18 protein-coding genes and 1 pseudogene are annotated in these 18,759 nt (G+C 42.5%); 1 reads left to right on the plus strand and 18 read right to left on the minus strand.

Going from position 1 to position 18,759, the window contains the following annotated elements; all coding sequences use genetic code 11:
• Positions 1 to 148 precede the first annotated feature (148 nt).
• Entirely contained in the window at positions 149 to 1,180 is a 1,032-nt protein-coding gene (locus ACM1ND_RS19795) for a PocR ligand-binding domain-containing protein (RefSeq protein ID WP_053325930.1), read from the plus strand.
• 174 nt (positions 1,181 to 1,354) lie between these two features.
• Here the strand turns inward: ACM1ND_RS19795 and ACM1ND_RS19800 are convergent, their stop codons facing one another.
• The 18 genes and pseudogenes from ACM1ND_RS19800 to ACM1ND_RS19885 form a co-directional block, all read right to left on the minus strand.
• The gene (locus ACM1ND_RS19800; protein ID WP_068942053.1) at positions 1,355 to 2,287 is read right to left on the minus strand and encodes a DUF2167 domain-containing protein; all 933 of its coding nucleotides are present in this window, start codon (positions 2,285 to 2,287) and stop codon (positions 1,355 to 1,357) included.
• A 750-nt stretch (positions 2,288 to 3,037) separates the two neighbouring features.
• The gene (locus tag ACM1ND_RS19805) at positions 3,038 to 3,676 is read right to left on the minus strand and encodes a suppressor of fused domain protein (protein WP_081384244.1); all 639 of its coding nucleotides are present in this window, start codon (positions 3,674 to 3,676) and stop codon (positions 3,038 to 3,040) included.
• Between the two features lie 47 nt (positions 3,677 to 3,723).
• A complete protein-coding gene (locus ACM1ND_RS19810; RefSeq protein WP_068942049.1) occupies positions 3,724 to 4,212 on the minus strand; it encodes a hypothetical protein in 489 nt (162 codons plus the stop codon).
• 258 nt (positions 4,213 to 4,470) lie between these two features.
• Entirely contained in the window at positions 4,471 to 4,959 is a 489-nt protein-coding gene (locus tag ACM1ND_RS19815) for a hypothetical protein (RefSeq protein ID WP_023989839.1), read from the minus strand.
• Between the two features lie 339 nt (positions 4,960 to 5,298).
• Positions 5,299 to 5,751, minus strand: a pseudogene (locus ACM1ND_RS19820) (SUKH-3 domain-containing protein).
• A 559-nt stretch (positions 5,752 to 6,310) separates the two neighbouring features.
• Positions 6,311 to 6,436, minus strand: a complete 126-nt coding sequence (locus tag ACM1ND_RS19825; RefSeq protein ID WP_023989841.1) for a hypothetical protein — start codon at positions 6,434 to 6,436, stop codon at positions 6,311 to 6,313.
• A 124-nt stretch (positions 6,437 to 6,560) separates the two neighbouring features.
• A complete protein-coding gene (locus ACM1ND_RS19830; protein WP_068942047.1) occupies positions 6,561 to 7,016 on the minus strand; it encodes a DUF6630 family protein in 456 nt (151 codons plus the stop codon).
• A 21-nt stretch (positions 7,017 to 7,037) separates the two neighbouring features.
• On the minus strand, positions 7,038 to 8,012 hold the full coding sequence (locus ACM1ND_RS19835) for a hypothetical protein (RefSeq protein WP_023989843.1): 975 nt from the start codon (positions 8,010 to 8,012) through the stop codon (positions 7,038 to 7,040).
• Positions 8,013 to 8,028: 16 nt separating this feature from the next.
• The gene (locus ACM1ND_RS19840) at positions 8,029 to 10,935 is read right to left on the minus strand and encodes a hypothetical protein (RefSeq protein ID WP_076157595.1); all 2,907 of its coding nucleotides are present in this window, start codon (positions 10,933 to 10,935) and stop codon (positions 8,029 to 8,031) included.
• Positions 10,936 to 10,956: 21 nt separating this feature from the next.
• Positions 10,957 to 11,349 (minus strand): DUF4280 domain-containing protein, encoded by a 393-nt coding sequence (locus ACM1ND_RS19845; protein WP_023989844.1) that lies wholly within the window; start codon positions 11,347 to 11,349, stop codon positions 10,957 to 10,959.
• 15 nt (positions 11,350 to 11,364) lie between these two features.
• Positions 11,365 to 11,889, minus strand: a complete 525-nt coding sequence (locus ACM1ND_RS19850) for a hypothetical protein (protein WP_028542476.1) — start codon at positions 11,887 to 11,889, stop codon at positions 11,365 to 11,367.
• On the minus strand, positions 11,871 to 12,518 hold the full coding sequence (locus ACM1ND_RS19855) for a hypothetical protein (protein WP_418026509.1): 648 nt from the start codon (positions 12,516 to 12,518) through the stop codon (positions 11,871 to 11,873). The genes ACM1ND_RS19850 and ACM1ND_RS19855 overlap by 19 nt, the downstream gene beginning before the upstream one ends.
• Positions 12,515 to 13,927, minus strand: a complete 1,413-nt coding sequence (locus ACM1ND_RS19860; RefSeq protein WP_068942041.1) for a phage tail protein — start codon at positions 13,925 to 13,927, stop codon at positions 12,515 to 12,517. Before ACM1ND_RS19860 ends, ACM1ND_RS19855 begins: the two co-directional genes overlap by 4 nt.
• Positions 13,924 to 14,523 (minus strand): hypothetical protein, encoded by a 600-nt coding sequence (locus ACM1ND_RS19865; protein WP_076157599.1) that lies wholly within the window; start codon positions 14,521 to 14,523, stop codon positions 13,924 to 13,926. The genes ACM1ND_RS19860 and ACM1ND_RS19865 overlap by 4 nt, the downstream gene beginning before the upstream one ends.
• Positions 14,524 to 14,548: 25 nt before the next feature.
• Entirely contained in the window at positions 14,549 to 15,325 is a 777-nt protein-coding gene (locus tag ACM1ND_RS19870) for a hypothetical protein (protein WP_023989849.1), read from the minus strand.
• Between the two features lie 18 nt (positions 15,326 to 15,343).
• Positions 15,344 to 15,496 carry a hypothetical protein gene (locus ACM1ND_RS19875; protein WP_023989850.1) on the minus strand — a complete coding sequence of 51 codons (153 nt, stop codon included), beginning with the start codon at positions 15,494 to 15,496 and terminating at the stop codon, positions 15,344 to 15,346.
• Between the two features lie 60 nt (positions 15,497 to 15,556).
• Positions 15,557 to 16,069, minus strand: a complete 513-nt coding sequence (locus ACM1ND_RS19880) for an RDD family protein (protein WP_076295853.1) — start codon at positions 16,067 to 16,069, stop codon at positions 15,557 to 15,559.
• Between the two features lie 37 nt (positions 16,070 to 16,106).
• Positions 16,107 to 18,758 carry a molecular chaperone gene (locus ACM1ND_RS19885; RefSeq protein ID WP_076295854.1) on the minus strand — a complete coding sequence of 884 codons (2,652 nt, stop codon included), beginning with the start codon at positions 18,756 to 18,758 and terminating at the stop codon, positions 16,107 to 16,109.
• Position 18,759 lies beyond the last annotated feature (1 nt).

The raw sequence follows: 18,759 nt of genomic DNA on the forward strand, positions 1-18,759 counted from the left end.
AAAACTATAACCGAACCATGTAAACTTTACATTGGAGGAATCAAGGAATATATTATAATCTACAATCGTATTTTTTTGCACTGAAGATCACAAATTGTACTTTTTTGTTATCGCTTACAGGATAATTTACCATTAAGGGATGAGAATCTTGATACGTGAACATTTGAGCATCCAGAAAATCTTTGATTTGAAAAAGTGGGAGCAGTTGCAGGATTCATTAGCATCCGTTACCAAATTAGCCATTCTCACCGTCGATTATAAAGGGAATCCCGTAACTAGCCACAGCCAATGCCAATCGTTCTGCAAGAAGGTTCGCCAGGATGAGAGTCTCCTTCCCTACTGCCAAAAATGTGACTCTCGCGGTGGACTTGAAGCGGTGCGTTCCAACAAACCTTATATTTATCTCTGTCATTATGACATCGTCGACATCGCGGTACCGATCATTATTGACGATAAGTACATCGGCGCCGTCATGGCAGGTCAGGTCCGCTTAGCCGATCCTTCGAGCGCCTTACAGCTGGAGCAAATCCTCACGTCAAAAAATGAAAAACTGTACAGTTCCAAATGGGAGGAACTTAAGAACGACTACGCCGATCTGCCATCCATGACCTATCAGGAAATTCAGACGATCTCCAACATGTTATCCTTATTGTGTAATTATATTGTTGAAGAAGCCATGAACAAAAATCTTCTCGCAGAAATGTTCGAGAAGGCGTCGGCCACACAGTCCACTCCGCAGTTGTCCGAGATCCTTCCTGGCTACTCGCTGGAGCATATCGAAAGCCTTAAGAAAGAAATGAATAATTTCTTAGCAGATGCCTATCTGAATTCCTCAGGAGATGTGGATATTCCGTGTGGAAATCCCGTACTAAAACCCGCCTTTGAATATATTTTTCAGCACAAGGGTGAAACTTTTTCTCTCAAAGCCATGGCTGACTTGTGCCACATTAGCCCAAGCTATTTTAGTCGGCTGTTTGCCAAGGAAACGGGGGAGAACTTTTCCAGCTATCTTTCCCGCCTGAAGATTAAATGGGCGAAGCAATTGCTCGAAGCTACAGATATTCCTGTATCTCAGATCAGTAGCGAGCTCGGCTTCAATGAGCCGGGATATTTCATTAAAATATTCAAAAAATATGAAGGCACAACGCCCGCGGTGTACCGAAAGTATTACAAGGGATAAAATAAACGAAAAACAGATGATTCACGGGTCTATCGTCTCCATGATCATCTGTTCATGTAAATTAGTTCTGCTCAAGTTACGTATCCAAGTGTGCTTCCAGGCTGCCTGAGATTGTGTTTTGCGCTCAATCATCATCCCCTATTTATCAGCAATTTTATAGAGTGTTTTTTATCTTTACTGTAGTGTTTCTGACTGATCCTGAACGTTCGTTTCATTGTGCACGGATTCCGATTTTTTCTTGCGAAATAATTTGGCGAAAAACTTGCCTATTACACCAAACATACCTGCACAAGCAGCACCAATAAGTATGATAACCTTAATTCCCGCGCCCTTAAAAAAAGCAATGAGTAATGCCAACAAGCCTACTTTTTTAGCTACTGCCAAGCCTGCTCCTCCCAAAATCAATCCGGTTAGGCCGTATTCGGCAATTTTGTCCGTTGAAGCATTAAAATCCTCGTACCGCTCACCTGATTTGACTGTCAGCTTGGGTAATATTTTCTCATTCAAAAACTTCTTATCTGCGTCCAAATGCGCAGGATCGGACACTAATATTGCAGAGATATAACCCTGACGAGTGAGCAAACGAACATTATAATTGATCAGCTTTTCCTTGTTCCCATCCTCCGCCAGCATAGACCAGGTTAGATTATGGGTCGCTTCATTATAAAAAGGCTCCACATCCCAACCCGTAACATACAGGCGATCACTTTCCGCTTTTTCCTTGTTACTCTCTTCCGTACCCTCTTTATAACTATCTAGAATGCCATCCGCATCGATGTCTTCTTTTTCATCATCTTTGATGTGTCCAAGTTCATAGTATTCAAAAACAACTTCCCAATTTTGATTTTCATCTTTCGGAAATATACTCCCAATCTCCTTGCCGGATGGCTTCTCATGATTCATCTCGCTTACCTTTGCTGTGTTAGCTGCATCCAAGAAAAGAAGAGATGAGTCCAGTTCAACCGTAGCCATTTTTCCCAGGTCTACCTTTCGGCCACCCTCAATCCATTTTAATTGTTCATTGGATGAGGCCCACGCGTTGCCCCCACTGAGTAACACCAGACTAAGCGCCAACAGCGCTCCAAAAATCGTTTGGCCCCATTTCATTTTGTTACTACATGTGTTATCTAGTCTCTTGTTCAAAACTCATTACCCCTTTATAAATTCCAATATCTCCCGTGTTCCCAACCATATTAGCCACTGCTTCATATTTTGTCAATTCGCAGTAGCAAAGGGAGTTTCTGAGACTTAATACTCATTTTTATACATATGTATGCAAATATTCTAATCTAATCGAACTGAATTAATAATATGTGAATGAGCGATAAGAAAAACTCATAAAGGACAAGCACAATTGCGCAATGGCACTACTTCTCCGTTCCCGTTTCTACTTATGAATTCCTAAAAAGGGCTTATTCCTTGATACGACAACCCCATTGACTTCTAGCTTAATTTCGGACAATCTATCTAGCATAAAAAATTCCGAATTTCATCAGATTAAGGAATGCATCATTCATCTAACAAGTGACTTTAGTCTTAGTGACTTTTTTCCTATTTTTAAATATATGTCAACTTTTTTATTTAAAAGAATGTATAGGCTTTCATAAGATTGATTGATTAGAAATAAGCTAATTATTGAAAAGCCCCCATACAAGTTTACTGCTTGTTTTGGGGGCTAGGAGTTATTCACCAGTATTTGAATGAGCACACAACTGGTCATTCTCTACAAGTAAAAAACTTATTCCTCTCATTTTTCGAGTGAAATAAGTTTTTTAAAGATCAATTATAATTTTTGGAGTCAATTAATTGTGTAACTTCATTTCACAATCTGTTGTTTTTGCTCTCTTTAATTAGCTATTAACATCCTTGCTTACATGTATTTAATCTATTAACTTTAACAATATCATTTACGTTATATTCATCAAACTTTTCAAGAAGAGCACCAAAGCCTTGTGATAATTGATATTCCATTTCTTCCTGATATATTGGACAAACAACCAAAAATTGTATTGTTTTATCCTCACTTAACATTAACGAACTAAATCCTTCATCTTCACGAATTGGAGGTAATAATAGCATACAAGTAAAATCATTGTTATTTGCAATTGGTTCTGGAGGATCCCCATTAGGTATAGTGTCTCCATAACAAAACCAAGTGCTTCTTTCATTCGGGAACTTGCCAAGTTTTCTTAGCCAACCAAATGGCCAATAATCTTTAAAATCTTTAATGTCTTCTTTAGCCACAGGCCATGATGTCGGAAGATACATGATGAGTTCTGTATATTCCCAATCTTTATTATCCTCTGAAACTTGTGCAGGTAATAAGCTCATTCCTGACGTTATAATAGTATGATAGTCTCGTTGTTCGTTTGCTCGAAAAATGATTAAGTTTATATTCAAACTTTCTGAAGCGGTCTCTATGTTTATTAAATCTGGCTCACCAATGTATTTCTTATAATGTTCTAATAATTGAACATTTATATCCAATATTTTCACTTTCCTCTTCTAAGCAATCTCTTTATATTAAGTCTCCCCATAGGTTGTTAGAATATCAATAGGCTTCCTTGAGGCCACTTACCCTTCCAACCACAAGGTATATGCCCTGAATTATATATTTCCAATAATTCTGTATGAAAACCTGGTTTTACATATGTGCTATATGCATATTCCATCATTGCAGTAAGCAAATCCCACTCAACGCTCTCATATATACAATTATTTAATTTATTTTCTTGTATAAATGTAGAAATATTTTTAAGGACTCCGTCCTTAAGTAATAATTTAGCCTCCATAGTAATATTATTCCACTGTCTGTACCCTTCTCGCCAGTTCTCATGCAGAGTCGAAGTTAATTGATTTCTTATTTGGAGTCTAACATTATCCCAAGTAGAATTGACTTTTTTTTCAACATCAACCCAGTTGCGTACTTGCGTAACATTAACATTGAATGTAGCATTAATAGCATCCCCACAGTTACTGAAAAAGTCAATTTTAGATATTTTATTATCATAAAAATCCTTTACTTCGTTCATTGTCTTCCCCTTATTTTAGTTTTATTTTTTGAAACAAATATTTATGTGCGACCTTGCTGCCTATTTTTGGAGTGCTCTGATTATTTTTACTAATGCTTTTAGATATAAAAAAAGCTTATTTCTCTCATTGGATCAAGTTGGTTGGAATAAGCTTTCTTGATTTTTTCAAGTATTTGTTTAAGTTTGGTATAACGTTCTACTTATTGATTGTATCTACAATCCCTTAGTCAAAAAAAGTAAACAAAAGCATTACTGTTTTTAAGCAAAGTAAGCAATAAGTTTTCCTTCTTCTGGGTAATCACCATCCCACCCACATGGAAAACCACCAGCCTTATAGATTCTAAAAATTTGTTCGTAAAAATTTTCAATCTCACCATTTATTGCACGATTTATTGCGCAGTTTCTCAAATCTACTACAACACTTTCAAAAAAATCACTATAAGAGTCCGTTATTTGACTTCTAAGACCATCAGCTATTAATCCAGTTAATTCATCCAAACCACTAGGTTTTTGGGAAGAATCTAATTTATACAACTTCCCCTTAACTTTTCCCATTTCAAGTTGTCTTATATCGGACCAAGTATATTCATCTTCACCGAAAACTTCAGTAATGGCTAGCCTTTTCGCCTCTTCATATTGATTAATTGTAACAATATTTTGAGGTCTCTGTGTTTTTGGAAAATCCATCATAGAATTTGAGAATTGAATAACCTCTTCAACTAAATTACTGTGTACTCCGTAATTCATAGCTTATCAAACCACCTTTCCCACAAATCTATTGTTACGCCCCCGCCTCTGTCCCAAACAGGCTCACGACTTAGAAACAAAGGTAAAGTTAATTTCGGATTGTATTAGAGGGTAAGGGTGCTAACCTAAAACTTATCCTTTTACCTGTATCGGTTGACCGGTCGTCACCAAATGGTTTTCTCACACAATAATCCCTGCTACGCGTAGTTGAACTGCGATTAAAGTAACTTTCTTTGTCTACCTTCATTACTATAGTTGTTGTACTAACCTTATTAAAAGTTGCAATTCATGTCCGCCGTCATCTTGCCTAGGTTCCTTTCAGCCGATAGCTGAACTTTATTATTCTACCTCTTCTGGTTTTCTAAATAAACATAGAGTATCTAGTGCTTCGAAGATGTTATCTCCGAACTTGAATAATGAATATCCATTTTTTCCGTATACCTTCCCGGATTTCGAAATAAACATTATTAAATTTCCGCGATATGCTTCTTCAACTACAACAAGCGGCTCTTTTACTCATGCCTCAAATTCCTCGAAGTCTTCTTTTTCATAATAATCCCCTACAGCTTCTTCAGGACTAAAAATAAAGGTTTCCAAACTTCCATCGGGATGCTTAAATTTATATTCGACTCCACCAAATACGCTTAGTGCATCAATCACTGAATCGAATACTTGATACCCCATTGCTTCTAATAACTTTACTGTTGCGGTTAAGTCAACCTCATTAATTGGTTTCCATCCTGCTGGTATTAGTATTTCTCTCGCATCATATGATAAGTTATCCATAAGCATTCTCCTATTTTTTCAAAAATACTATTCATGAAAGTCATCAATAAAATCAAAAAATGTCTTTTCACAGTTTTACATGGCTGGTAGTACTTCTCTTTACCTTTAAAGATACTTACTAGTATATTTTCTATTTTTAATGTTGACTATAAAAGTCGATGACCGCCTGAATCTCAGCACAATTTTCAACATGCCATGATTTGAAACTTTCATCATCCTTGTACGGATTTTTGGGGTCGTTTTTGGCTTTCCTCTTGTTTCTTGTACTTTCTTAATTAAGTCAGGATTCCATTACACTTGGATTGAATTGTTACTCTCGTCTTTGAGGAACTGAACATGCTTCTCTAACTGCTCCCTAGCAAGATCTCTAATTCTCAATTAGCTTTTGTCTTTAGCACTACCCGTTCCCTATGTTGTAAAGCTAATCTATTGAAAAGTAAGATGGTTGCTAAAATACTAGTATTTCCATCTGTTTAGTTTTCTTTTTTTCTGCTTGTTCAGGCATGCGGAATACTGTTTTGTCCTTCATCATGCCGTAAATAATGTTGACTACTATCAGCGCATCTTAACTGTCCGCCTGTTGCCGTGACCCTTGTACTTTCTGGCAGTAGCCTCTTATCTCCTGATACTCTGCTTGTGTCTGTGAAATCAATCCCAATTTTTCTTCTCCTGCCTGAACCTGCTTTGCCATTTCTCTTGCCCTCCTTTGATTTTGAGCATGCAAAAAAGCTCATTCCCCCTCATCATTCAAGTTGGAACAAGCTTTGGAAAGTTTACAAGGAGTTAGATCAGAGATTTATAGTACGAAAGTGGGGTTAATAATAATACTGTATACATCTTTCTTTGGGAGGTGTCCATTCATCAACCAATAGATCTTCTCGCAGCAGTTTAGATTTGTGCTCCAGTTTGGCAATAAATAAAGCATAATAGTCGCCACCAGTTGGATAAGCAAACAATCCATACTTTTTTGGATAAATGAGATTATTGACTTCTTTTATCTTGTCAGGCACATACTCATATTCAAATTCCCCCAATTTCTCCAATTCCTCCCGGGAAGCCAATTCAAGGTTATGAGCAAATTCATAATCCAAAATATAGTTAACAATCTCCATAGATTGCTCACCTCGATAATCAAGATAGAGAAATTTCTTCGTAGACAGACCATATTTTAATACACTTTCGTAGATACTTAACTCCTCCAAATCACTTAGAATGACTTCCATGTCTTGGCGATCTTCAAATATGAGCTGTACGATTTCCTCATCAGACATGTTGATTTCCTCCGCTTATAATTATTGAAACAATTCCCCATGTTTATTCGGAATATATTCGGGATAATTTTTACGATAAAAGTTATCTATGAGGCGCAACAGCGTGTCCCATTCCGGATAAGATTCATGATCTCCAATTTCCATTTTCGCTTCTGGCGTGTTCATCAATACATCGTCAAAATGATTGAAAACAGGTAGACTCAATTTATTCCTTACGTAAAGCAAGAACAATATTTCATATGGATAGAATCCATATCTAAAGTCGCCAAATTCCATGGACTCGCCTATTTCTGAGGCTAACATCGAGTGGTAAAGTGACATTTCACCAATCAGGCGGTTAATTACTTCCGAATCACGAGTTTTCCATTGCTCCAACACTCCCTTATAAACATCCAGGTCTTCCGGTATTAAATCGTATCGAAGCCCAGCTTCCTTGAATTTTTCTTTCACAGCTATATGCAAGTATTGACTCGTTCCCGCAATAGTTTTATTTCTATATTGTAAGTATAACTCCAATAAAAACCACGTATGTTTGTTCCATTCATTAGCTTCTAGTATATTACTTCCAAGGTTGTTCTCTATAAAGTCAAATAATATGTTTTCTTCTTTCTCCCACCCAAACATCGTGAAATGAATTAAGGCTGTTATGACTTCCCGAAACGAGTATTCTGGCATCATCCCAGGGTAACGGATTTTATAAAGATCTTGCCCCATACACTGGTAAAAAACGACCATTTGCATCTTTTTCAATTCTTCTACTCTATTTCCACCATTAATTAAAACATCGTACTTCCATTTTGAGAGGTAATATGAGAAAACTGAGTCTAAATCTATTAATAAAATATGATCCTTCTCTACAGCATTCAAATCGACGATATTAATTATTTCACTTTGGCACTCTTCATATTCATTTTTAATTTCTTCAAATTTGATCCCGTCAACAAAGTTTTTACTGTATCTTCTATACGCCATTTCTAGTTTTTTTGGATTTAGCATTATGTCCTCCTTAAGGTTAGTCTATTGCTTTGTTCCAATCTTTTATCTTTAATTCGTCTACACCAAATCCAGTTTTGGTTATCTTTAAATCTGTTTCTACCCTAATAAAATCAAATTGCAATCCAGGATACTCCTTTTTTAGTTTTTTCAATTTAGTCTGAAAAGCCGCATATATTGAATTGCTACTTTTTAGCATATCTTGAAAATAAGCTTCCCCTCCTAATTTTTGTTTATTAGAATAACTAAAACTGGCGGAATCTGATGCTTTTGATTCAATCATTGTTAATTTTGGTGGAGGACCCTTTGATAAAAATGTCGCATCTACACCGTTCCTACCTATTTGGAAAAAATCTGAAATGTCTTCACCTAAATTGTTATCTTTTGCTACTTTTTTCGCTACTTCTTCTCCAAAATCACCTTTATCATGACTAAAATATTTAGAGTTATCGATTTTTCTTTCATGTTCTTTTGCGTCTTTCAAGTCAAAATTATCACTAATTTCATCTTTAGTATCTAGTTTGTTTGCCAATTTGTTTCTTTTACGTGTTAATCTTTTGAGGTCATCCTCATTTCCTTCTTTTTTCAATTTCGCTATTTGTTCATCTAAAGTTTTAATTTCTTTTTTGATATTGTCAGCCTTACTACCACCTGAATCACCTTTACCCGTCCCCTCAACCTTTTTCGCCGCGCTCTCTTCCATTTCCTTCATGACCTTGTTGTAATTCTTCTGCACATCCGTCTGTGGAAGTGGTCCGCTGTCCATCTTATTAACGTGCGGAACTGGCGCTCCGTTGGCTGTGGCCAACTTCCCGGGGCTGAGGCCGTCTGCCATTTTACTTAGTTGCTCATTGAACTTCTGACCCAGTTTACTGCCGGTCTGCTCCAGTTTGGTTACAGCTTTACCAAAGCCTGCCCCGACTGCATCTACACCTTTGCTAATCCATTGCGGTGTAACTTTGCTGCCTACCTTTTCCGCGAATCCGCCGATGGCCTTGCCTACTTTGGAATCCAGTACGCCTACGGTGACAAAACCTAGTCCTGCGTCTTTTGCTACTGAGCCCCAGTTGATCTTTTCACCACTTAGCACCTGACTCGCCAAATTTTCCGCGGCATTTGTTACACCGCCGATCGCTGCTTTTCTTAGCAACGTTCCTCCTACACCGAGTGGACCAAAGATCGCTCCAGACACTGCCCCGATCCCCGCTTCTTTTAAGCCGGTCAGGGCATAGTCACTAAAGTCGCTCACTTCCCCTCGAGCGATATCCGATGCCGCCAAACTCGCTACGCCCAAACCACCCGCCAGCAGTGCTCCTCCGGCTACCGCCGCAATGACCACCGTACCCGCTCCAAGCGTCGCTACCGTAATGGCTGCTACCACGGCTACGGCTGCGACAACCGCCAAACCGCCCAAAATATTCATCCCCAGCTTGCCCCAGTTAAACGGTTCAGGGGGTGGCGGCGGTGGAGGTGGCTGCCCTTCCTTCGGCTCATCGTCGAACGGCGGGTACGCGGTTCGGTCGCTACCGTCCGCCCATACATTTCCTCCCAACACGTGGTATTCGTTCTCTACCGAAAGTCCCGTGCTTCCTCCCGTCTGGTACGCCATGACCTGACTGGTTCCGTCAATAATGATTTTCTTCGGCGTATTCAGAATGATTTTCTGCTCTGCTTCTAGTGTTAGCTTTTTGGGACTAGTTATTTCAATCCCAGTAGCATCGTCCAGACTCATCTGCAATGTCCCACCCGGATCACCCATGATATGGATGCGACCCGGTGCCATTTTCAGCTCACTTCCATGCTCCGTACCAAAATATCGATCATTGGGATTACTCGTTTTCGCGCAACCGTCTCCATTTGTACGAACCGCACCCAAAATCATTGCTCTGGAACCAGACGCATCTGGAAAATACAGGCTTGCCTGTGTTCCCACCTTCGGCATACTGTACATCGCACTTCCCGTTGGGGGAGCGAATGGATACCAATGCGGCTCGGATACCCCATCATCCTTATCAATCGTCAGCTGCAGCTTCACTTCCTCTCCCCGTACCGCGAGGACCTCTCCTTCCAGAGAAATTCCGATTGTTTTGGGATTGGGGATGAAATCACTGCGAATGCCCTCCGCGCGGGCCAACACATAACTGAATAGCAAATGCCCCTTTTCCATGCGGCTTCGCAATTCAGTTACAATCATTGTTTTCTGGCGAAATTGCACCTCGTCTCCAAGAGCATACCGTTCTCCGCTTTCGATCTCGTATTTGAAAAAGTCGGTATCATGTAGCCCGGCTGACGTTCCGCCTGCCCACTGATAGCCCTTTAAATCTTTACTTGCCGTATAAGGCGTATCCTTCCGAATCGTTCGTTGGGTGCCAGCAGGCATGCCGAAATACAGCTTCGGCGCTGCGGACTCCCATATGTCGCTGACCACCACTGTATGTAAACGGCTCGCCATCCGTTTCATAAGCTCCCAATCGGTTTCATCATATTGTAAAATGGCTTCGCCTACCGACTGCTCTCCGGTCTGGAACAAGACATCACTTTGCTCATAGCCTTGAGCAAGCTTATGCACTAACTGTCTATATGTTTGTTTTTCCTCAGGAAAAGACCGCTTTCTTTTGACAATATCCAGCTCAAATGAGCCACTGATTCCTTCCAGTGTAAGTGTATATACTCCATTATGGTTCTCAACTTCCACTGTATGGACGACACCCTTAAACAAGCTGATTTCTTCTTGTCCATTCTGCGCATACACATGTAGCTGATCCTCTGAGGTCGCATCTAGCGCAGCCGTGGCATGACTCGACTCCTTACAAATGCCTGTGAGTGTAATACGCCCATGCTCACTCGGCTTCCACTCGATCTGAACATCCTTTAAGACCTGAATGGGGTAGGGGGAATCTATTCGAATCTGATCATATCCTATCATGTTTTCAAACCTCCCTTCCAGCTACTCCTCCTGCTGGCCATTCGTATGAAATTCGATAAATCCATGATATAAACAAGTCTGAAATGAAGAGGTCGTCAAGGCTGGCTGGCCTTCCACCTTTGTCTGTTCTTTTGTGTTTTTCCACTTATCCGTCAGCATCGGCAGGCATGGCTTTCCAGAAATAGTGGAGCCATCTTCGGCGATCAGATATATAGTCTCGGCACTCGGCTGTTCCGGACTGTTACAAATTCCAAAATGAGGGACATTTTCAGGAGAATAATCTCCTTCATTCATCATGGGTTTACCATTAACAAAAGCCCCGTGGCTGTTCGGCAAATTGATCTTTCGAGGATGGGTCCCGCAAGTGCAACGCATACAGGCCCCCCGTACGACATAATACTCATTGTCTGACATGTGCCCTTTCCCTCCCTATTTCACCTCGACTTGCTCCAAAGCGATCCCTGTGTAATCACGCCGCAATATACTTTCCGCCACGTCTAAACGGACGATGATCATCGGGATAGCACTCTCCTGGATTGTAAATATCTTGTGGCTCCGAATAGCATCTGCTTGTAATACCAGCTTTCGAAACACACTTTGATCCAAATTCCATTCACTTTCCGGATGTACAGCTGTGAGCCGCTCCACAAAAGGAATATAGTAATTCTTCTGTATCCTCTGTTCGATCTGAGTAAGTATCGTTAATTTCATAGGCATCTCCGGCACATAGGCCTGGACAAGACGCTTTAAAGCATCTGAAATAAGAGGAATGGGACCTTCTAGATAATCAATAAAAATACTTTCTGCATCTGCCTTCACGTGAAACATCAATGGCTTGACAATATCCTCCGGCTGCAAATCATACAGCTTCCACGGATCAATCGTTTCCATCACCTTTTGTAGCGTAGGAACATTGGTATACCGCACATCCTGCTTTAAGAGGAAATAATCCATGAAGATTCCCCCTCTCGTGTCTCGGCTCCCTCACTATGCGTAAAACGGCACAATATTTCGCTATCATCTCGATACTCTCCGGCAAATATCGTGCATATGTCAGCTTTCGGCAACCTTTCTAGTGAAGGGGAAGCAACGAAGGCGGGCATCTGACTTTTCAGAAACTCAACGGTGAGCAGATGGTATTTAACCGCTTCAATTTGTTGAATTTGCTCAATATCCATCGTCGTAATCTTACGGGCATAATCGGACTTGAGCTTTTCCAGCTTAGCCATGCGATTGAACAGAGGCTCGAAAACAAAGTTTGCCGACCATTCCACAGCGCATTCAGCCTCATCCAGAAACCAATTCTCATCATAGGCATCTATACGATAAACCGCTCTATTTTTCATAACACGGGTTCTGAGCAAGGAGATATAAATATATCGAATATCCCCCTTGCGACCTTGCTCGTGCTGAAGGGTAGCGAGCTGGCATAGCGACTCTAAAGCTGCTAAAAGCTCCTCTTCAATGGCTTGCTGCCGTGCCAGAAAGTTGTTTTCAATAAGTGCCAAATCATGTAGCCATTCCGTAAATACGTGCTTTTCCAGCAAATCCTCCAACGCAGCATCCCCATCCATGAGCTTCATTCAATGTTCACCTTCCCCCCGGTTAATCTCACATCGTCCATGATGTCGAGTTTGGCTCCGGATTGAATAAAACTTACGCCTTCTTTCCCCTCCATAATAATTTTCGCTCCCCCTGTAATTTGGATATCTTCCTGAGCAGACAGGGTTATTTTTTTGTTACTATTAATTTCAATCCCGCCTTCATCCGTGAGACGCATGAGCATTTGCCCACTGTTGATAATTTCTACTGCACCAGGCTTGAAAACGACTTGTTTGCCGTACTTGGTGCTGATACTTTTGACCGCAGGATCACTCCTTTTAACCGGATCAGAGGAGGCAAGATCGACAGAACTGGCGGCAAAAGCATGCTGCTCCCGTTCATCCGGAAAGTACAGACGAATTTGATCCCCTGCTTCTGGCATAACATACCAGCCGCTGCCATCAGGAGAAGAATAAACCGTAGAATAGGGAAACCACATAGCCCCGGATGCAGTCGAGTCTTGATCAATTTCCAGCTTGATTTTCACTTTTTCTTTGGAAATATCAATCACCTTGCCAAACAGAGAGGCTCCTGACAGATCATAGGCATAGACGGTTGGGCATTTTAACCCATGTGCATCCCGTAAAATGTAACGATTCACGATCAGATTTCCTTCTGTGGTCGTTTCCGCCTTGGCTATGTAAAGAGTTCTTTTATGAAAAATGACGGAACTACCGAGTTCTAGCACTTTGTTGCTGGTCACTTCATAGCTCAAGCTGTTAGACTCGCCATATTCCGGCAGTCCGTTACGGGACATGAGCTTGTGCTCCTTCAAGTCTTTTTTTATGGAATAGTTATGTTCGCTCAGCGGTTGAGGGGCACTAGAATGGGGGACACCAATTACATATTTCAGTCCTTGTTGCATCGTAATTGGAATTAAAGCAGCATGTAGCCGAGAAGCAATTCTTTTGACAAAAGCCCAGTCCGTTTCATTGTATTGCACTAATAATTCACCGATAGCTGCGCCATGAGAAGCCTCATCAATCACTTCTGCATCAGTATATGAACTTGTAACATGCGAAAACAGTTTGTTATACGACTCTCCTGTTTTTTGGAATGAACGACGTTTAGGGCGAATGTCCATCATTAAGGTTTCACTGCTAGCCTCAATCGTAAGCTCGCGTACTCCGTTTACAGCTTTTACAGCAATATTCGTGACAATTCCCTGAAAAAACCGGATCTCCTTGCCTTCACTCTTTAAAAAGACTTCGATGTGCTCATCTTCATCCGCTTTTTCTACGTATTGATCCAGCTTGTCCTCCGAAACAATTCCACGTATGCAGAAACTCACATGTTCGTTTAACTGTTTAATGAGATGGATACTTAATACACGCTGAAACTGATAAGGGGCCACCTGAACATCTGCTGTGGTGTAAATGGGGTTACTCATTCATATCCCTCCTTTTCTGCCTCGTCAACCGTTTGAATGGTACGAATCATCTGTAGGGCGACATCCCGCCATTCAGCATACTGCTTATACGGACAACAAAATGTTCCCATCACCGTCTTTCCTTCCAGCTCAAAGTAGAACATATTGTGGTAGATGGGCTGGTCCAGTGCAGGACTTTTAAAGTCAAAATAGCCAATCTGCTTACCATGTACCTCTTCTATTTTTTCTTCATAAAATACATGGGCAGGATTCATATTTTTCATCATTGCCTTCATGCCAGAAGTGAGCTGTTCCACCCATTCATCTTGTAGCGTCTGGTCCACCCGATTCAGGGTAACATCCACACTGCCCAAATCATTCGTCAAAATCATTTCTGGACGTTGCTCATGAGGATATTTAATCTTTTGCAAATGCTTGGGCATTGGAGTAAAGATAGAGGGGACATGCATTTTCAGCCGATCTTTAAAGAAAGATCGCTCTTCAAACACATAGGTTTGACCGTCAATGATTATGGGTCCTGCTAAAATATTGTTAGGCCTCTTCAGCTTCTCCATCTCGCGGAGCTGATCCAAAATCTTTTCATCCTCATATTTCATAATGCACACTCCTCTACCTGATTTTCTAATCCACAATCATCCGTCCTGCTCCGCCGCCCTGCCAACGGCCTGCTGTTCGTTTTCCACGTCCGGCGCCTTCTAGAATAAGAACTAGCTGTCTATGCAACTGAGCATGAGAATAATCTCTGTATTCCGCACCATTTCGGTTTGCAATGTAATGCTGGATAGATTCTCTGTCCACGGCTTCCAGGTTCAGGCACATAAGCGCAAACATACAATCCATCGGATCTGTGGCACCACTTTTAAGCAGTTCGGATGCGAAGTAGCGCATCGTTTCCGGGCGCAATGTACTCTGCTTCAAACCCGCAAAAGGAGCATAAATATCGCTCCATGTATTGAATTCGGTAGCCATGTCAGCAAAATCCTGATAATCCGAGCGAAGCACGGCTCCATCTTTGAGCTTGAATCGGCCCAGCTCCATCTCATCCAGACCGATCTCTGCCTCATCCTCCAGCACGATATCTGCATGATGGGCTGTGAAATCCGGGCGATCTGTTTGTTCCAAAAAGAGCAGCTTCAACACCGACAGCCGCCCCGTGGCCGCATACGGCACTTCCTGCTCCTGCTCCAGCAGGTATAGTCTGTCCTTGTGCTTCACGATGCCTCTACCAATGGTCAGCGTGTACTCCCCTACAGTTACGTTCATTCCGGTAATAATGCCATCCGAAAAATCCTGATACCGGATATCCAGAAAACTGCGAGGGTAGTCTCGCAGGTTCTCTAGCATCTCGGTTTTAAGAATACGGCCCTTCTCAAACTTCGGAACGATATGCGTTAACATGGTGCTCCCCTCCTTTCCCTATTCTTCTTTATTTAGGGGAACAGATAGCCGATTCACACCGGGTGCAGGAGGCGGAACAGGAACTGCATCATCGATGGGTTGAGCTTTACTTACTCCAAGTAGTCCAGTAAATAGGCGAATATTCTTTTCTAAAAATCTGCGTATATCCATCGTGCTCCCCCTGATTGAAAACTACGGTTCATAATAATCTTAGAATCTATTTATCCACCTTTACATCCCGGCTCCCCGTTGAGCCTGCTCACGAAGGATATAGTCCAGCTCGCGTTTGTCCACAACATAGGTACGGGCAATTAGATCGTGGAGGGCCTGTTTTCTCGCCGTAAAGGCTGCCATGATAAAGCCGACGAACAAAATGATGACCGATATAAGCTTACTCCAGTAGCGGGCACTTGCACGTCCAAAGCTGAGCTTGTGATTAAACTCATCTACCACAACGATGCCGAGAGCCAGCTTGCCCACCGTGGCTTTGCATTTGGATGATTCCATAAGCGCATAATATAGCCATATAGCCCCCCAATTCAGCAAGGTCTGTCCTATTGTTTTCATTGTAAAAATATAAGGCGATCCGTCTGAGAGCAAAGAGCTTTCTGCTGGAGAGGGTACCCAATCCCCTAAGGCCCGAATTACAATCCAGATCAATCCAATTATTAAAAATACAAACCATAGAATAAGACTATCGATGATATAAGCTAAGGTGCGTTTCCAAAAACCCGCATACAGCATGCTGTCCCCTCCAAATGTGTTTACTTTTCTTATTCAATTATTTCGTGCCGTCAAAGAAATCCAGCTCGGAGAGATCATTTTCGAAGGCAAAAAAGCGTTTGGGACCCAGATGCAACAATTCATCTCGGCGGGTAATCGGGACTACATAAAAGCCCCAGCGGCTATCCCCGACAAAAACAAAATATTTCGTTTCCTCATTGCGGATGGAGTCCGTATCATCTTGCGGGATATCCCGCCCATACAACACGGCAATTTCCTCATACGGCATGGGTTCAAAAGCTTCTGGCCGACTACGATACACATGGCGCTGACGCAGCTTGCCACCGTCGGCCGTCAGGAAGAACTCCACCTCAGCCGCATGAGACGGCCGGGAAATAGAACCGCGTACCCGGTTGCTCTCCAAACTCGCAATCAGCTCCTTCTCGCGTCCCGTATGTGTCCATGCGCTGACCGTATACGGAATAGCCGGAATATGATTGGTAATGACAGGCTCAATCGTGCCCATTTTTTTAGCGTTCAGGTAACGGATAGCCCCGCGCAGACAGGCCATTTTCAACTCAGGTACCCGGCTGAGGTCCTCTGCCTTTTGACGAAACTCAATACTGCGCCCTGGTACAAATTCCTTGAGTGCTTCGCGAAATACGTCAATCCGGCAGGACTGCCCGGTTAGCTTGATAATCGAATAATCCTGCAAGCGCCCCTCCAGATAAAAATCATCCAGAAACTTGCGCACAATATTGTAGATGTCTGCCTTAAGAAGTTGCTGTATCTCCCGAATGTTAAACACCACATCAGGCAAACCATATTCATCACGAAACCGTCCGTTCTCGATGACTGAAACCAGCCAACGATCCATCACTGCAATGTTCAGGTCGCTTTCAGCAGATAATACCTGCTCGGATTCGAAGCGGCTGCGCAAGATCCCCGTACGTAGAAAAAATTCCTTTTTCATATTTTCTGCCGCGCTCCACAACAGATGAAAATTACTCAGTACCCGCTGATATTCATCCCGTGTAGCATGCTCATACTGTTTGAATGCGGTAGGCAAGATGGCCTCTGCCTCACGGTAGCGTTCCTCCAGTCCCGCATATACAGCATCTACACCAAACTCATCCACATGACGGTACAAATCTCCCGAAGGAATACCGATCAGGGCATCAATATCGGTGTCAGGCAAACGAGTCTCCGCAGCATAATAACCTGCAAATACAATTTTCATAAACTGCATAATCCGATACGTCAGATTGTTTCCGCCAAAATTGGTATCCCCATTTTCATACGTTGTGTGAATATCCAGCTTGTAAGCAATACGTCCGTCCTCAATTCGGAATCGGCAGGAAGACAAATCTGTCGTGCCTCCACCACAATCAATGACAAGTGCCTGATACTCCTCACCGTCCGCAAAAGTCCCTCGTTCCATCTGGTCTGCCAGCGTGTTGTACAGCACCGCCAGCCCTTCGTCCAACGCATCCTCCGCTTCAATCCGGTAATCAGGCAAAATATCGCTAAACATCTCTATAAACTGGGGCTGCAGCTTGACCGGAGCAGAAAAGTGCAGATTGCGGAACCGACACTTAAATTGCTGCTCGGCTGTAGCAATCACATAACGGATAAAAGCAGCTAAAATATCGCTGCGGGAGGCAGTTGCTGTATTCCCTTCGGAATCCATTAATTCCTCGATTCGCTTATAATCGTTGACCCAACGCTTGATTCCCCGTAATACTGTCGCACGGCTGCCTGCCACGTCAGATCCACGTAGTGCATCCTCCCCAAATACATAAAGGATATGTTCTGGATTGGAGCAGTCTGCGACGCGAATAGCAGTCGGCAATACTTCGATCCAGTCGCCTTCTGCCCCTTCTGGGCCGGGGAATGACACATAATTGATGGCGTTCAGCCTTACTGTGCTGCTCATACCTGTATCAGGGGCCGTAACGTAGGAACTATCCAAATAAGCACCTGCTGTGGTGTTAGAGGTGCCAAAATCAATCGCAAGTACCGCATCTGTAGTTTCCGTGCCTCGAACGATCAGCTCTGCCACCGGAACCCGGTGACCTTGAAGCTTCAGCGGCAGCATCGGCTTATCTCCATAGTAGAGGTTATAAAAATATTCTGATTCCTGTCTTCGCAGAAATAGCAGGCTATAACTATGATTGGACGTCTCTCGCAGTTCAGCGTCGCGATGACGAGAAAGATAATATACGCCTGTTCGTCCCTCATCCTTCACCAAATTCAAAACACCGCACAGTTCTCCTGTCGCATTCACCAGCAGCACATTAGATGAGCTCAGCCAGGGCAAATCGGATTCGATCCGGTAGTTGTCCATGCGACCTGTGCGTACACCCTGATACAGCATGATTTTAGCGGGAACCCGGATACCGCTGCTCTCCTGCCGACGGTCGTTCCAGTTTCGCTGTAGAGCCGATTCCATGCGTTCAAAACCGCCAGGGTTCGGCCTTGTGATGAGTAAATGCTCTTCCGCGCTCCGAAATCGCAAAATCACGCGAATCAATTCTTCACGCGCCAGGCGATTGGCAAAGCCCTCGACCAGTCGTTCCTTATCGCATATTCCGCGTAACTGAAAGGTCGTCATTTGTTCCAATTCCGCCCGCGTGTATTTCGCCGTGAAGCGTATGCTTTTTCGATCGGTGAGCGGGTCTAGCAACCTGTATGTATAGGGTCCGTTCATC

Source organism: Paenibacillus sp. JJ1722 (assembly GCF_048282685.1).
GTDB lineage: Bacteria > Bacillota > Bacilli > Paenibacillales > Paenibacillaceae > Paenibacillus > Paenibacillus polymyxa_B.

Coding starts and splice junctions, on each gene's coding strand:
- ACM1ND_RS19800 (WP_068942053.1), bottom strand. CDS start 2,287: ATGAAATGGGGCCAAACGATTTTTGGAGCGCTGTTGGCGCTTAGTCTG.
- ACM1ND_RS19810 (WP_068942049.1), bottom strand. CDS start 4,212: ATGAACGAAGTAAAGGATTTTTATGATAATAAAATATCTAAAATTGAC.
- ACM1ND_RS19815 (WP_023989839.1), bottom strand. CDS start 4,959: ATGAATTACGGAGTACACAGTAATTTAGTTGAAGAGGTTATTCAATTC.
- ACM1ND_RS19825 (WP_023989841.1), bottom strand. CDS start 6,436: ATGGCAAAGCAGGTTCAGGCAGGAGAAGAAAAATTGGGATTGATTTCA.
- ACM1ND_RS19830 (WP_068942047.1), bottom strand. CDS start 7,016: ATGTCTGATGAGGAAATCGTACAGCTCATATTTGAAGATCGCCAAGAC.
- ACM1ND_RS19835 (WP_023989843.1), bottom strand. CDS start 8,012: ATGCTAAATCCAAAAAAACTAGAAATGGCGTATAGAAGATACAGTAAA.
- ACM1ND_RS19840 (WP_076157595.1), bottom strand. CDS start 10,935: ATGATAGGATATGATCAGATTCGAATAGATTCCCCCTACCCCATTCAG.
- ACM1ND_RS19845 (WP_023989844.1), bottom strand. CDS start 11,349: ATGTCAGACAATGAGTATTATGTCGTACGGGGGGCCTGTATGCGTTGC.
- ACM1ND_RS19850 (WP_028542476.1), bottom strand. CDS start 11,889: ATGGATTATTTCCTCTTAAAGCAGGATGTGCGGTATACCAATGTTCCT.
- ACM1ND_RS19855 (WP_418026509.1), bottom strand. CDS start 12,518: ATGAAGCTCATGGATGGGGATGCTGCGTTGGAGGATTTGCTGGAAAAG.
- ACM1ND_RS19860 (WP_068942041.1), bottom strand. CDS start 13,927: ATGAGTAACCCCATTTACACCACAGCAGATGTTCAGGTGGCCCCTTAT.
- ACM1ND_RS19865 (WP_076157599.1), bottom strand. CDS start 14,523: ATGAAATATGAGGATGAAAAGATTTTGGATCAGCTCCGCGAGATGGAG.
- ACM1ND_RS19870 (WP_023989849.1), bottom strand. CDS start 15,325: ATGTTAACGCATATCGTTCCGAAGTTTGAGAAGGGCCGTATTCTTAAA.
- ACM1ND_RS19875 (WP_023989850.1), bottom strand. CDS start 15,496: ATGGATATACGCAGATTTTTAGAAAAGAATATTCGCCTATTTACTGGA.
- ACM1ND_RS19880 (WP_076295853.1), bottom strand. CDS start 16,069: ATGCTGTATGCGGGTTTTTGGAAACGCACCTTAGCTTATATCATCGAT.
- ACM1ND_RS19885 (WP_076295854.1), bottom strand. CDS start 18,758: ATGAACGGACCCTATACATACAGGTTGCTAGACCCGCTCACCGATCGA.